The 12865-nt window shown below is 73.1% G+C and carries 14 protein-coding genes and 1 riboswitch; of the genes, 4 read left to right on the plus strand and 10 right to left on the minus strand.

All coding sequences use genetic code 11. From position 1 onward, the window contains the following. Nucleotides 1-28: 28 nt before the first annotated feature. A complete protein-coding gene (aceB, locus tag ACIRRH_RS19920; protein ID WP_403068809.1) occupies nucleotides 29-1711 on the minus strand; it encodes a malate synthase A in 1683 nt (560 codons plus the stop codon). Nucleotides 1712-1912: 201 nt separating this feature from the next. Here aceB and ACIRRH_RS19925 point away from each other — a divergent pair, with 201 nt between their 5' ends. Then, the gene (locus ACIRRH_RS19925; protein WP_403068812.1) at nucleotides 1913-2710 is read left to right on the plus strand and encodes an IclR family transcriptional regulator; all 798 of its coding nucleotides are present in this window, start codon (nucleotides 1913-1915) and stop codon (nucleotides 2708-2710) included. A gap of 51 nt (nucleotides 2711-2761) precedes the next feature. Here ACIRRH_RS19925 and ACIRRH_RS19930 read toward each other — a convergent pair whose 3' ends face one another. Continuing rightward, nucleotides 2762-2935, minus strand: coding sequence for a hypothetical protein (locus tag ACIRRH_RS19930; protein WP_403068815.1), 174 nt, complete (start codon nucleotides 2933-2935; stop codon nucleotides 2762-2764). A 102-nt stretch (nucleotides 2936-3037) separates the two neighbouring features. Between ACIRRH_RS19930 and ACIRRH_RS19935 the strand changes: the two genes are divergently transcribed. Then, nucleotides 3038-3655, plus strand: a complete 618-nt coding sequence (locus ACIRRH_RS19935) for a hypothetical protein (RefSeq protein ID WP_403068818.1) — start codon at nucleotides 3038-3040, stop codon at nucleotides 3653-3655. Between the two features lie 63 nt (nucleotides 3656-3718). Here ACIRRH_RS19935 and ACIRRH_RS19940 read toward each other — a convergent pair whose 3' ends face one another. Then, a complete protein-coding gene (locus ACIRRH_RS19940) occupies nucleotides 3719-5158 on the minus strand; it encodes a hypothetical protein (protein ID WP_403068821.1) in 1440 nt (479 codons plus the stop codon). 8 nt (nucleotides 5159-5166) lie between these two features. Beyond that, nucleotides 5167-5322, minus strand: a riboswitch (cyclic di-AMP (ydaO/yuaA leader). 523 nt (nucleotides 5323-5845) lie between these two features. Between ACIRRH_RS19940 and ACIRRH_RS19945 the strand changes: the two genes are divergently transcribed. Next, entirely contained in the window at nucleotides 5846-6175 is a 330-nt protein-coding gene (locus ACIRRH_RS19945) for a MoaF-related domain-containing protein (RefSeq protein ID WP_224275159.1), read from the plus strand. Between the two features lie 154 nt (nucleotides 6176-6329). On the opposite strand, the gene ACIRRH_RS19950 is transcribed toward ACIRRH_RS19945, so the two are convergent. Continuing rightward, nucleotides 6330-7472: an alpha/beta hydrolase gene (locus ACIRRH_RS19950; protein ID WP_403068824.1), complete on the minus strand. Its 1143-nt coding sequence runs from the start codon at nucleotides 7470-7472 to the stop codon at nucleotides 6330-6332. 258 nt (nucleotides 7473-7730) lie between these two features. Continuing rightward, nucleotides 7731-8351, minus strand: coding sequence for a TetR family transcriptional regulator (locus ACIRRH_RS19955; RefSeq protein ID WP_403068827.1), 621 nt, complete (start codon nucleotides 8349-8351; stop codon nucleotides 7731-7733). 137 nt (nucleotides 8352-8488) lie between these two features. On the opposite strand from ACIRRH_RS19955, the gene ACIRRH_RS19960 reads away from it, so the two are divergent. Next, on the plus strand, nucleotides 8489-9253 hold the full coding sequence (locus ACIRRH_RS19960) for an SDR family NAD(P)-dependent oxidoreductase (RefSeq protein WP_403068830.1): 765 nt from the start codon (nucleotides 8489-8491) through the stop codon (nucleotides 9251-9253). Between the two features lie 136 nt (nucleotides 9254-9389). Here ACIRRH_RS19960 and ACIRRH_RS19965 read toward each other — a convergent pair whose 3' ends face one another. The 5 genes from ACIRRH_RS19965 to ACIRRH_RS19985 all read right to left on the minus strand — a co-directional run bounded on the left by ACIRRH_RS19965 (nucleotide 9390) and on the right by ACIRRH_RS19985 (nucleotide 12823). Continuing rightward, nucleotides 9390-9881, minus strand: coding sequence for a GNAT family N-acetyltransferase (locus ACIRRH_RS19965; RefSeq protein WP_403068833.1), 492 nt, complete (start codon nucleotides 9879-9881; stop codon nucleotides 9390-9392). 124 nt (nucleotides 9882-10005) lie between these two features. Next, entirely contained in the window at nucleotides 10006-10977 is a 972-nt protein-coding gene (locus tag ACIRRH_RS19970; RefSeq protein ID WP_403068836.1) for a phosphotriesterase, read from the minus strand. Then, on the minus strand, nucleotides 10974-11528 hold the full coding sequence (locus tag ACIRRH_RS19975; protein ID WP_403068839.1) for a carboxymuconolactone decarboxylase family protein: 555 nt from the start codon (nucleotides 11526-11528) through the stop codon (nucleotides 10974-10976). Before ACIRRH_RS19975 ends, ACIRRH_RS19970 begins: the two co-directional genes overlap by 4 nt. A 17-nt stretch (nucleotides 11529-11545) precedes the next feature. Next, entirely contained in the window at nucleotides 11546-12148 is a 603-nt protein-coding gene (locus tag ACIRRH_RS19980) for a DUF4865 family protein (protein ID WP_403068842.1), read from the minus strand. Nucleotides 12149-12256: 108 nt separating this feature from the next. Next, entirely contained in the window at nucleotides 12257-12823 is a 567-nt protein-coding gene (locus ACIRRH_RS19985) for a TetR/AcrR family transcriptional regulator (protein ID WP_403068845.1), read from the minus strand. Nucleotides 12824-12865: the final 42 nt, after the last annotated feature.

Here is a 12865-nt window from a genome sequence, read left to right on the forward strand (position 1 = left end):
AGCGGTGGCGCTGGCGGGTAGGTCGGGCTCAGCCCAGCAGGGGCAGCGCGGGAAGGGTCAGGAAGTCCACGAACTCCTCGGCCAGGGCGACCTGTTCGAAGAGCCGCGCGGCCTCGCGCCAACGGCCGGCACTGTAGGCCTCCTCGCCCAGCTCGGCGAGGAGGCCGGCCAGCTCCGCGGCGACCAGAGCGCGGACCAGCTCGGCGGTGGCCCTCTCCCCCGTGTCGGACAGCACGACCCCGTTGTGGATCCACTGCCAGATCTGCGAGCGGGAGATCTCCGCGGTGGCGGCGTCCTCCATCATGTTGAAGATGCCGACGGCGCCCAGACCCCGCAGCCAGGCCTCGATGTAGCGGATGCCGACCTGGACGGCGCTGTGCAGCCCCGCGTGGGTGCAGGTGCCGCCGGCGCCGGCGATGTCGAGCAGCTGGGCGGCGGTCACCGGCTCGGCCGGGCCGGGGTTGTCCTTCTGGTGGGGGCGCTCGCCGAGCACCGCGTCGAAGGAGGCCCGGGCGACCGGCACCAGGTCGGGGTGGGCGACCCAGGAACCGTCGAAGCCGTTGCCGGCCTCCCGGTCCTTGTCCGCCTTGACCTTCTCCAGCGCGGCCGCGTTGACCTCGGGGTCGCGGCGGCTCGGGATGAACGCGGCCATGCCGCCGATCGCGTGGGCGCCGCGCTTGTGGCAGGTCTGCACCAGCAGCCGGGTGTAGGCGGACATGAACGGCGAGGCCATGGTGACGCTGTTGCGGTCCGGCAGGATGTAGTGCTCGCCGGCGTCGCGGAAGTTCTTGACGATCGAGAACAGGTAGTCCCAGCGCCCGGCATTGAGGCCCGCCGCGTGGTCGCGCAGCTCGTAGAGGATCTCGTCCATCTCGAACGCGGCGGTGATGGTCTCGATCAGCACGGTCGCCCGGATCGTGCCGTGCGGGATGCCGAGTTCGGCCTGGGCGTGGGTGAACACGTCGTTCCACAGCCGGGCTTCGAGGTGGCTCTCGGTCTTCGGCAGGTAGAAGTACGGGCCGGAGTTCGGGTCCCCCGCGCCCTTGGCCAACAGTCGGGCGGCGTTGTGGAAGAAGTAGAGGCCGAAGTCGACGAACGCGCCGGCCACCGGGGTGCCGTCGACCAGCAGGTGGTTCTCGTCCAGGTGCCAGCCGCGCGGGCGGACCACGACGGTGGCAAGCTCGGCGGCGGGCTTGAGGGTGTAGGCCTTCCCGGCCGCGCTGGTGAAGTCGATCCGGCCCTCGAAGGCGTCGATCAGATTGACCTGGCCGCCGACCACGTTCTCCCAGGTCGGGGAGGTGGCGTCCTCGAAGTCGGCGAGCCAGATCCTCGCCCCGGAGTTGAGCGCGTTGACGACCATCTTGCGGTCGGTCGGGCCGGTGATCTCGACCCGGCGGTCCTGGAGCGCGCGGGGCGCCTCGGCGACCTTCCAGTCCCCGGCCCGGATGTCTGCGGTCTCGGGGAGGAAGTCCAGCGTGCCGGCGGCGGCGATCTCGGCGCGGCGACTCCTCCGCCTGGCCAGCAGCTCCTGCCTGCGCCCCTCGAAGGCGCGATGGAGCCCGCCGACGAAGGCGATCGCCTCCGGAGTGAGCACCTCCTCCGCCCGGTGGACGCGAGGACCGGCGACAGTGACGACCGGAGCGGAAGGAGAGGAGGCGGTTGGGGGTACCCCCGGCCGGAGGCTGGGGGAGGGCCCCTGATCTGCAGCCATGAGCAGGACACTCCTAAGACGGTTGAGCCTGGCGAGGGGAGCTCCGGGGGGAGGTTCCCCGGGGAACTTCCTCGATCGGAACCCGCCTGTCGGCGAGTTCGATTCTGTAAGGTGGAGACTAGTTTCCGCGATACAGAATTTCAACGGTTTGTTGAAGAGTCGCCGGGACTCTACTCCTCCCCGACAGCGAAGGGAACGCCGGTGGTTGCGACCCCCGAACCAGCATCGACGACAGGCGCCGACCGCGCGGGCGGCGGCGTGCAGTCCGTCGAACGCGCCTTCCAACTCCTGGAGGCGCTGGCCGACTCCGGCGGCGTGGCCACTCTCAGCGAGCTCTCCACCAGTTCCGGCCTCCCGATGCCGACCATCCACCGACTGGTTCGTACCCTCGTCCAGCAGGGCTATGTCCGCCAGGACACCGCGCGCCGCTACACCCTGGGCCCCCGGCTGATCCGCCTCGGCGAGACGGCCGGCCGACTGCTCGGCAGCTGGGCCCGCCCGTACCTGGCCGAACTCATGGAGGCCACCGGCGAGACCGCCAACCTGGCGGTGCTGGAGGGCGGCGAGGTGGTGTACGTCGGCCAGGTCCAGTCGCGCCGCTCGATGCGGATGTTCACCGAGGTCGGCCGACGAGTGCAGCCGCACTGCACCGGCGTCGGCAAGGCGCTGCTCGCCCAGCTGCCCGAGGACGAGGCCCGCGCCGTCCTCGGCCCCAACCCGCTGCCCGCGCACACCGAGTACACGGTCACCGACCCGCAGGAGCTGATGCGCCAGCTCGTCGAGGCGCGCTCGCGCGGCTACGTGGTCGACGACCAGGAGCAGGAGATCGGCGTCCGCTGCATCGCGCTCGCCGTCCCGGGCGCGCCGACGCCCACGGCACTCTCGGTCTCCGGCCCGGAGGCTCGCATCCGGGCCCTGGAGGAGCAGGCCGGGGCCGCCTCGCTGGTCCCGGTGATGCACCGGATCGCGACCCGGCTGGGGCAGGTCCTCGCCCCCTGACGTCCCGTCAACCCCCGTTGTCGACCCATCCGGTCGGGGCGGAACGCCGCTTCATCCGTTCGGGCGGACGACGGGCGGGTTGCCCCCGGGCTCCGGCGACGGCTCCGCCACCCTGGTGCCGACGCCGCCCGCGACGGCGCGGGCGGCCGGGACGCGAAGGCAGGGTGAGCGGGGATGGAGCAGCAGCACCGGGACGTTCGGGGCGGTGAGGTACCGGGTGGCCACGTACCGGGCGGTGGTGTGCGGGGCGGTGGCGCACGACCTGCCGCGAGAGGCCGGGGGTCCGGCGGGGCCGGACTGGTCGCGGCCCTGGCGGCGGGGTACGCGGTGACGGTGCTGGCCACCGACCCGTCCTGGGCGCTGCGGCGGCCCGAGCCCCGGCCCGCGGTGGAGGTCGTCGCGACGGGCGCGTCCACGGTGTCCACCCTGCCCGCCCCGGCGACGCCCGAGGCCTCCACCCTGCCGGCCCCGGCGAGGCCCGGAGCAGCGACGGACGCGGGATCCGAAGCCTCCACACTGCCCGCGCCGGCCGCAGCTCGGCCGTCCGCCTCCGACCTGGAGGTGGTCCGGACCGCCCCGGACCCGGCCACCCCCGGCGGCACCACCACCGTCCGCGCCTTCGTCGGCAACGCGGGCCCGGACACCACCGCCTCCCCGTTCACAGTCGTGGTCACCCTGCCGGAGGGCGTCAGCCCCGAGGGGCCGTACTTCCCTTCCGACTGCCAGGTGCTGGGCCACGGCCGCACCGTGCGGTGCGTGTTCAAGCCCGGACTGCGGGAGGGACGCAGCGCGACCGCCCTCATCCCGGTCCGGCTCAACCCGGGGCTGCCGGTGGGCAGGCTGAGCGGCGGCTCGGTCGTGGTGCGCAGCGCGGACGACCGGAACGAGGGCAACAACCGGCAGCCGTTCGACATCACGGTGGTCGGGACGACTGCCGGCTCCTGAGTCGCGCGGTCCCGCCGGTGGGGCCGACCCGGCCTGCGGGAGCGTCCTGCCGGTGGCCCGTTCCTACCGGTAGACGCGGACGTAGTCGGCGGCGAAGGTGATCGGGGCGGTCCCCTGCGGCGCGGGGTGGTACTGCCCCGCGCACACCGAGAGGTTGAGGTTCAGGTAAGCCGACCAGTTGGCACCGACGCCCTTGCCGTCCGAGAAGACCTTGACGCCGTTGACGTACCAGTCCACCGAGTTGGCGCCGTAGTGGGTGCCGATGGTCACCCACTGGTCCTTCGCGATGGCGCTCGCGTCGGTGTAGTACCTCGCGTTGCCCGGGTTGACGTGGTTGGTCAGCTCCAGCAGGTTCGGGTTGTCGGGGTGGTACTCGAAGGAGTCGACCTCGCCGTTGCCGTTCTTCCAGGTCCACAGGGCCGGCCAGGCGCCGCTGCCGGCGGGCAGCTTGACCCGGGTCTCGGCGTAGTCGCCGGTCTTGACCCGGAAGCCCTCGCTGGAGCCCTCGGTGGTCAGGAACCCGGTGTTCCAGGACTGCTTGCCGTTCTCCAGGGCCGGCCCGCCGGGCGTGGCGGTGAAGGTGGCGACCCCGTTGGCGACGCTGACGTTGTTCCTGTTCAGCCAGTCGAGTTTGTTGTCGCCCGGGTTGTGGTCGCCGTACCTGTACGCGGTGCTCTTGTCGCCGACCCAGCGCCGGCCCCAGCTGATCGCGCCGTTGAACTCGTCCGACCAGGTCAGCGACTTGCCGGCGACCGGGGAGGACGGCGGCGGGGTGCTCGGGGTCGGGGTGGTGCTCGGCGCCGGGACCGACGTGGTCGACGTGGTCGCGGTGGTCGAGGTCGGCTCGCCGGTCGGGGTCGGCTTGGTGGTCGAGGTCGACGTCGGGGTCGAGGTCGGCTCGGCGGTCGGCGTCGGGGTCGGGGTCGGCTTGGTGGTCGACGTCGGGGTCGAGGTCGGCTCGGCGCTCGGCGTCGGGGTCGGGGTCGGGGTCGGGGTGGACGTCCCGGCGGCGGAGACGACCAGCTGCTGCGAGGGCAGGTTGTGCCAGGCGCCGCCGAGCTCCTGCCAGAAGCCGAACCGGGTGTACGTCCCGGCGGGCAGGGCGCGCGCACCGCTGGTGAACTCGACCCCGCTCGGGCAGATCTGCACGTTGGAGGCGTTGCCGGGGTAGTCGAGGTTGTTGCCGCGCGCGTCGCGCACGCCCACACCGACCGTCTTCGCGGTGAAGCAGGCCACGGAGTGCAGGCCGAGCGAGGCGGTGGTGGCCCTGCCCGCGACCATGGTGGCGGGGCCGAGCCGGTCCTGGGTGACGGCCGACGCGGTGACGGCCTGGGCACCGGTGACCGCCGACAGACCGAGCAGCCCGGCGCCGCTGATGGCGAACGCCCCGGCGGCGGCGAGGGCGGCGTTGCGTCCGCGGTGGGACGGACGGGCGTGGCGCGGTCCGCGGCGGCGGGCGGACGCGGGCGCCGGCCGGTGCGTCGAGCTGGCAGGCTTGGGCATGGGACGACCTCTGCGACGCCTGCGAGGTGAGCTGTCGGGTTCGGGCTGAGGTCGCCCGGCCGCCTGCGGAGCGGCTTCACCCCTAGCCGCGGCCCGAACGCTCTGGCGTACGGGCCGGGCGCTGACCTTGGTTCCCCCGCTCCCGTCCTCTGTGGTGCTCGGCGACCCGCCGGCGGGTGGACAGGATTCGGCGTCCCGGCGGCGGGGTCCGCGAGGGCGGACGACCGTTGCAGGCTAGGTGGGTCGTGCACGAGCGGACAACTCGGACGGGCAGGTTGTCGCGCAGCTCACAGTGGTGTCGATCAACGACGCTGCGTGGCAGTCGAGTTGATCAATTTCCGGGAGCGGGAGGGCCAAGGCGGGCCAGGCGGACGGGCGGACAGCCGCGGACGGCTCGGGTCAGGTCAGCTCAGCCAGGCGTTGACCTGGCTCGCGGCGTCCGGCGCCCAGGCGACGGTGTGTGGGGGTACGTCCCATGGCCGGACGGCAGGACCGGCGCGCGCTCCTGCCCATGTGCCGGTCGCACATCCGGGCGGCTGTGTGGTGCCGGACCGTACCGTGGCGAGTGCCTGACCGAGTGCGCCCGGTCGGATAAATTGGAAGCCTGACATCTTCCGCCGTGCACAAGAGCGGCGAGCCCGACCGGATGCTCGCCACGACCGAACAGGAACGAGGACCCGCCCCACCATGACCGCGCCCCTGCCCGCCTTCGCCGGCCGTACCTACCTCTTCCGGGCCGACAACGGCGCGGCCTTCCGCAACACCTACTCGGCCGACGGCACTCGGCTGCGCTGGGAGGGCCTCGGCGAGTCCGCGGGCCAGTGGGAGGACGTGCGGCTGCACGTCGCCGAGGTCGCGCCGGAGATCTACTTCGTCAGCTGGACGGAGCAGAGCGGGATCACCGTCAGCCACGTGATGGACCTCGGCAAGCTGACGGTGCGGGCCTTCTGGACCTTCGAGGGCGAGGGCGGCCGGGTCGGCGAGCTGCACACCGGGACGCTGGAGCGGGTGGCCTGAGCGGCGGGACCGCTGCGCGGGAGCCGTACGGCTCGTGAACGACCGAACCCCCGGGGCCGTGGCCCCGGGGGTTCGGTCTTCTCCCCAGCCTGTTCGGATGGTCCGGGCGGTCCAGGCGCCGGGCGGTCCGGGCGGCCCCGGGTGCCGTTCCCCGTCAGACGGTCTGGTTCGGCACCTTGAGGTGCTGGGACAGCCACTCCAGTGAGGAGGGCAGCAGGGCGCTCCAGGTCTCGAAGTTGTGGCCGCCGTTCTCCAGCATGCTGTACGAGACCTTCATCGGGCTCTGCACCGCGTCGACGAAGGCCTCGGTCTCCTGCCGGTAGTTGCCGTCGCCCTTCTTGGTGCCGGCCAGCAGTACGGACACCTTCGGCTGCGGCAGGTTCTTCAGCCGCCACAGCAGGTTGGCCTCGTCGCGGCGCTGCTTGCTGCCGCCGAACAGGTCGCCCGTGGTCGGGTCGTCGGCGGCTTCGTAGTAGGCGGAGAGGGCGACGGCGGTCGGGAAGACGTCCGGGTGGCGCATGGCCAGCTTGAGCGCGCAGTAGCCACCGGTCGAGTTGCCCATGAAGGCCCAGGCCTGCGGGTCGCTGGAGACCCGGAAGCTGGCCTGGATCGCCGAGGGCACGTCCTTGGTGAAGTAGGTGTCGGACTGCGGGCCGTTCGGGACGTCCTCGCACTCGGTGTCCTGCGGCAGTGCGGGCGAGGGGCGCACCAGGACCATGACGGTCGGCTGCATCCGCCCTTCCTGCAGCAGCTTGAGCGCGGCACCCGGATAGTTGAAGCGGGTGATCAGGTTCTCGGCGATTCCTGGGAATCCGGTGCTGACGATCACGGCCGGGAACTGCTTCTGGGCGTACTCCGGCTGGAAGTACTGCGGGGGCAGGTAGACGTAGCCCTCGGTGGACAGCCGACTGACCGCGCCGTCGATCCGGACCTTGCGGATCTCGCCGGACTGGCTGGGCTCGCGGCCCATCGCGCCGCCGCCCTTGACCGCGGCCTGCCCCATCGTCTCCACCATCAGCCGGCCGGAGGCGTCCGCCTTGTTGTGGATGACCACGGGGCCGGTGTCGCCGGTGCCCAGCAGGTCGTCCCAACTGCTGTAGAAGGCGAAGTAGTTGTTCGCGACCAGGCCGAGCGCGGCGAGCACCGCGAGCTGGGTGGCGAGCAGCGCGCCGATCCGGCCGAGCACCGCCCGCCAGGTCCTCTTCGCGAGTCTGGGCCACAACCAGACCGTGCCGACCATCATCACGACCGCGACCAGTGCGGTCAGCGCCAGCACCTTGTGGCTCGTCAGACCCATGTCCTGCTTGCTCCCACGCCTCGAACTCCAGTCCCCTCCGCTGGGGACATCCGAGGAGGTCACCCCGGTTCCCCCGCCGGGGCGCGAGGACCAACCCTAGCGCCAGCTGGGAGGACGCTGATCGCGACTGGGAGGTTGCGGGGAGCGAACCGGACGGATGACAACTTTCAGATGACAGATTTCGAAATCTGTCATCTGAAAGTTGTCACCTGTCATGGGCCGTCACCGTCCACACCGCCGGCCGGGAGCGGACAGGGCTCAGCCCGCCCGCTCCCAGAGCCGTAGCCCCGCCGTGAGCTCGCGCATGCAGTGCGCACCGAGGTCCCGCGGGGAACCCGGACCGGCGAGGGGCCCGTCGGAGGAGGCCCACTGTTCCAGGGCCACCCGGATCGCCGCGGTCGCGGCGGCGGCGGCCAGCCGGATCTCCAGCGGATCGGCACCGTCCGGGCAGCGCTCGGCGAGGGCGGCCCGCAGCCTCTCCTCCGAGTCGGCGTGGACGCGCTGCCAGGTGGTGTTCAGCCTCGGGTCACGCAGCAGACCGCGGGCCCACTGCATCATCTCGGCCCGCGCCTCGTCGGCAGGGGTCAGCGAAGCGACCGCCGCACGTTCCAACGCCTCCCGGGGCGGCAGGTCCGCCGGGCTCGCCGCGAACAGCTCCACCCACTCCTGCCCACCCGCCGCGAGCAGCGGGGCGACGGCATCCTCCTTGACGGAGAAGTACCGGTAGAAGGTGCGCAGTGAGATGCCCGCGGCGAGGGCGACCTCCTCGACGGTGGTCGCCTCCGCTCCTCGCTCGGCGAAGAGCGCGGCGGCGGCACGGGCGATCTCCAGTCGAGTGGCCTCGCGGCGGCGCTGGGTCAGGGTCGGGCGTCCGGTCACGGGACCAGCCTACGCGGACGGATGCCATGGCGACACGTTGCGACGAAACGGCATGATGAGACTTTTTGGCACACCGTGCCACCTGGGCGTACCGTGTCTTTCGAGGTCGAGAGACCGCGAACGAACGGAGTACCACCATGGAGCGCTTCAGCGGACGGAACGTCCTGATCACCGGCGGCGGCTCGGGCATCGGCCAGGCCACCGTCCACCGGATCCTCGCCGAGGGCGGGAAGGTCGTCGCCGTCGACGTCAACGAGGACGGCCTGAAGAAGACCCTGGACCGCGCCACCGCCGAGGGGACCGCGGACCGCCTGACCATCCAGGTGCTGGACATATCGGACGAGGCGGCCGTCGTCGCCGGTGTCGCCGAGGCAATCACCGGCCTGGGCGGCCTGGACGTGCTGGTCAACGCGGCCGGCATCCTCCGCTCCTCGCACACCCACGAGACCACCCTGGAGTTCTGGAACAAGCTCCTCGCGGTGAACCTCACCGGCACCTTCCTGATGACCCGCGAGGCGCTCCCCGCACTGCTCGCCGGCGGCAAGGGCGTGGTGGTCAACTTCAGCTCCACCTCCGCGAGCTTCGCCCACCCCTACATGGCCGCGTACGCCGCGACCAAGGGCGGCATCCAGTCCTTCACCCACGCCATCGCCTCGGAGTACTCGAAGCAGGGCCTGCGTGCGGTCTGCGTCGCGCCGGGCAGCATCGACAGCGGCATGACCCACAACCCGGGCCTGCCCGCCGACGCCGACTTCAGCCTGCTGGCCAAGCTCTCCCCCGCCCTCGGCCAGGGCTTCGCCGGCCCGGAGACGGTGGCCGGCGTGATCGCCATGCTCGCCTCCGACGACGGCGCCTTCGTCACCGGTACCGAGCTCCGCATCGACGGCGGCACCCACATGTGACCGGTCGGTCCGGTTGACGGCGGGGCCTGTGCCATCCCCCGTACGGCACAGGCCCCGCCCGTGTTCTCCCGGCGCCGCCGCCACGGGGACGCCGGGGCCGGCTGCTGCCCCGCTTCCGAGCCGGGTACGGCGACCGTCACCGCAGCGGCTTCACCAGGACGAGTTCCCGGGTGACCCCGTCGGTGAGCAGGTCACCGGGCTCCGCGAGCGGGACGAAGCCGTGGCGACGGTAGAGGGCGAGCGCCGCCTGGTTGCCAGGGAGCACGGCGAGGCGCAACGTGGTGCCGCCGGTGGCCCGGGCCCAGCGCTCCACCTCCTCGACGAGCCGGTCCGCGACGCCCCGACCGCGCGCCTGCGGGGCGACCCAGAGCGAGCGCAACTCCCGTAAGCCGTCCGGTGATCCGAGGAGACCACCGGCCAGACCGACCGGGCCGTCGCCCAGGAAGGCCACGACGTGGTGGGCGTCCGGGAGGTGGAGCCGGTCGCGCCAGCGGTCCTCGCCGCCCTGGTGCCAGTCGGCGAGGCCGGCCTTGAAGGCGTCCGGCGCATCGGTCAGGGCGGCGAGGCGGAGGTCCCGCCAGAGCGGCCAGTCGGCGGTCGTGAGGGTGCGGGGCGTCAGCGTCACCATGGACGGGACGGTAGAGGGCGCGCCCGACGGCTGTCAGGCCCTTCCCCCGTCTGTGGCGCGTCCCACCCCCGGCTCCGGCCGTTCGGGACGTCCCGTCCGGCGAGGCGCCCGGGCCGGCGGAGCCCTACGGCGTGCGCCAGTCGGCGGCGAAGGCGGCGGCCGGGTTGGTGGTGAGGAGCAGCTCGGGCAGTTCGGGGCCGTAGCTGCGGGCGAGGCGCGGGGCGAGGTCGGTGAGCAGGCGGACCGGGCCGCCGGCCGCGCGGGCGGTCCGGGTGGTGGTGTCGGCGCCGAGCAGCAGCTGGGTGGCGTGACCCGCCTCGACCAGGTCGGCGATCACGTCGAAGGCCTGGTGGTCGGCGTGATGGCCGGCCCGGGACGGGCTGTCCAGGGCCAGGTGGACGCCCTCGGCGGCCAGGGCGCGGTGCAGCGCGCGGTCGGGGAGCCGGGTGAGGTGCCCGAGGATGATCCGGTCGGGCCGCACGCCGTGCCGGTCGTGCAGCCCGTGCAGGACCCGGTGCGGAGCGCCGCCGGCTTCGAGGTGGACGGCGATCGGGGCGCCGGTGGCGTGGTGGGCTTCGGCGGCAGCGGCCATCGTCCACCGGGTGTGCCGGGTGGCGGGCCCGGCGTCGCCCGCGATCTTGATCAGCCCGGCCCGGACTCCCCCGGGCGCGCCGGGCAGGCCGGTGGTGAGCTCGGCGACGAAACGTTCCGCGAGGTCGGCGTACGGGCCAGGGCTATCACCTACCTGGACGCCGGGTTCGGGGTGTTCAGGGTGTTCGGGGTGTTCGGGGAAGAAGCCCGGCGCGTAGTGGATCGCCTGGTGCGCGCCGGTGGCGGCGACGATGTGCACGCCGGTCGCGCGGGAGAGCGCGGCGAGGGAGTCCGCGCCCCGGCCCAGGCCGAGCGGGGTCCACTGGACGAAGGTACGGCCACCGGCGGTGGCATAGGCGCGCAGCACGTCCTCGGCGGCACCCGGGTCGTCCAGTTCCTGTCCGGGAAGCAGCGGGCTGCGGATGAAGAGGTGGTCGTGGGAGTCGGTGATGCCGAGGTCGGCGGGGGCCAGGTCGCCGAGGACGGTGCGGACGGTACGGCTCATGCCCTGGCCTCCTCGTCGGCGACCTGGGTGGCGGTCTCGACGGCGGTCTCGACGGCGGTCTCGACGGGTGCGGCCGGGCCGGTGACGCTTGTGGCCGCGCTCTCGGCAGTGCTCCCGGCGGTGCTCTCGGTGACGCTCTCGGCGGCCTCGGCGAAGGTGGCGGTGGCGACGCGCAGGCCGGCCAGTGCCTTGGGGAGGCCGACGTACGGTGCGAGGTGCACGATGACCTCGGTGATCTCCGCCTCCGTCAGGCCGATCTGCCGGCTGTAGCGGACGTGGTCGGCGAGCTGCGGCTCGACGCCGCCGAGGGCGGTGAGGGCGGCCAGGTTGGCGATCTGACGGTCGCGCAGGGCGAGGCCGGGGCGCTGGTAGGTGCCGCCGAACAGACTGGTGACGATCCAGTCGGGGAAGCCGGGGGCGAGGGCGTCCAGGCCGCCGAGGGTGGTGGTGGCACCCGGACCGGCGAGGTCGGCGAGCAGCGCGTAGCCGGCCGCGCGGTCGAGCGCGGCCCGGGTGAGTTCGGTGCCGGCGGGAGCAGTCGCGGGGGACATCGGGGCGGTGGGTCCTTTCACCAGTGGCGGCCGGCCGGCAGCCGGTCGAGTTCGGGGCGGGACAGGTGCAGCACCTCGTACCGGATACCGGGCGCGTCCTCGGGGGCCGGACCGCGCCAAACGGCGAAGCGGAGCAGTTCCCAGCTGCTCGGGTCGACGGCCACGGCGGCGGTGTGCAGGGCCGGATGAGCGGGCAGGTCGGCAAGCGCCCGCTCGACGGCCTCGGCCGGATCGGCGGCTTCCGGCAGCCGTACGGTCTCGCGGGTGGCGGTGGTCGGCGGCCCGGCCGTCTCCCCCGCGGGTGCCGACGCTGCCGACGCTCCGTGGGCCAGGCCCGCGCCGAGCCAGTGCCGGACGGCGGGGCGGCCGAAGTCGGCGCTCAGGCCTCGGAAACCCGGCCCCCAGAGGAAGCCGTTCATGCCCTCGGCGGTGCGCCAGAGGTAGAACGGCGCGTACTGGTTGACGGGCGAGCCCTGCCGGCCACGCTCGCGGACCAGGTAGGCCTTGAGGCCGAGGCCCGGGTATGCGTCGAGCAGGTGGCCCTTGTCGGCGACCCGCTTGCGGATGACGCCCATGTCGTAGTCGGCGGGGAGGGTGATCTCGTACTGCATGGCGTGCACGGCGGGCTCCTCGGGTTCGACGGGTGCGGCGGGTGCCTGGGGCCCGGCGAGGCTTCAGGTTCGGCGGGGCTTCGGGTCCGGCGGATGCCTGGGGTTCGGCGACGCGGGTCAGGCCGTGCGGTGTGTCGCGAGCAGGCCGAGGGCGCCGCGGACGGCCCGGTCGAACGGCTCGGCGCTGTCGGCGGCGCGGGCCAGGACATAGCCGCCCTGGACGACGGCGACCACGGCGGCGGCGGTGTCGGCCGGGTCCAGGCCGGGGGCGAACTCGCCGTCCGCCTGGCCTTCGGCGATCAGTCCGGCGATGCGTCCGCGCAGCCAGTCGAAGGTCTCCTCGACGGGCGCGCGCAGGTGCGGGTCGGAGACCACGTCCGGGTCCTGGGCCATCCGGCCGATCCGGCAGCCGCGCAGGACGTCGCGGTCGCGGTGCAGGTAGGCGGCGATCCGGTCGTAGGCGGTGCCGGGGGCGGCGAGGTCGGCCTCGGCGACGCCCCGCATCTGCTCGGCGCTGCGGCGCAGGGCGGCGGCCGCGAGGTCGGGCTTGCCGGTGAAGTGGTGGTACATGCTGCCCTGGCCGACCCCGGAGCGCTGCTGGATGGCCTTGGGGCTGGTGCCGACGTAGCCGCGCTCCCAGAGGAGGGCCTGGGTGCTCTCGATGAGGCGGTCCTGGGTGCTCATGCGGATCACTGTACATACCAGTAGGTACAGAGGGCCAGTGCG

The organism is Kitasatospora sp. NPDC101235 (assembly GCF_044767505.1).
Classification (GTDB): domain Bacteria; phylum Actinomycetota; class Actinomycetes; order Streptomycetales; family Streptomycetaceae; genus Kitasatospora.

Coding starts and splice junctions, on each gene's coding strand:
- ACIRRH_RS19940 (WP_403068821.1), bottom strand. CDS start 5,158: ATGCCCAAGCCTGCCAGCTCGACGCACCGGCCGGCGCCCGCGTCCGCC.
- ACIRRH_RS19970 (WP_403068836.1), bottom strand. CDS start 10,977: ATGAGCCGTACCGTCCGCACCGTCCTCGGCGACCTGGCCCCCGCCGAC.
- aceB (WP_403068809.1), bottom strand. CDS start 1,711: ATGGCTGCAGATCAGGGGCCCTCCCCCAGCCTCCGGCCGGGGGTACCC.
- ACIRRH_RS19950 (WP_403068824.1), bottom strand. CDS start 7,472: ATGGGTCTGACGAGCCACAAGGTGCTGGCGCTGACCGCACTGGTCGCG.
- ACIRRH_RS19975 (WP_403068839.1), bottom strand. CDS start 11,528: ATGTCCCCCGCGACTGCTCCCGCCGGCACCGAACTCACCCGGGCCGCG.
- ACIRRH_RS19960 (WP_403068830.1), top strand. CDS start 8,489: ATGGAGCGCTTCAGCGGACGGAACGTCCTGATCACCGGCGGCGGCTCG.
- ACIRRH_RS19985 (WP_403068845.1), bottom strand. CDS start 12,823: ATGAGCACCCAGGACCGCCTCATCGAGAGCACCCAGGCCCTCCTCTGG.
- ACIRRH_RS19965 (WP_403068833.1), bottom strand. CDS start 9,881: ATGGTGACGCTGACGCCCCGCACCCTCACGACCGCCGACTGGCCGCTC.
- ACIRRH_RS19945 (WP_224275159.1), top strand. CDS start 5,846: ATGACCGCGCCCCTGCCCGCCTTCGCCGGCCGTACCTACCTCTTCCGG.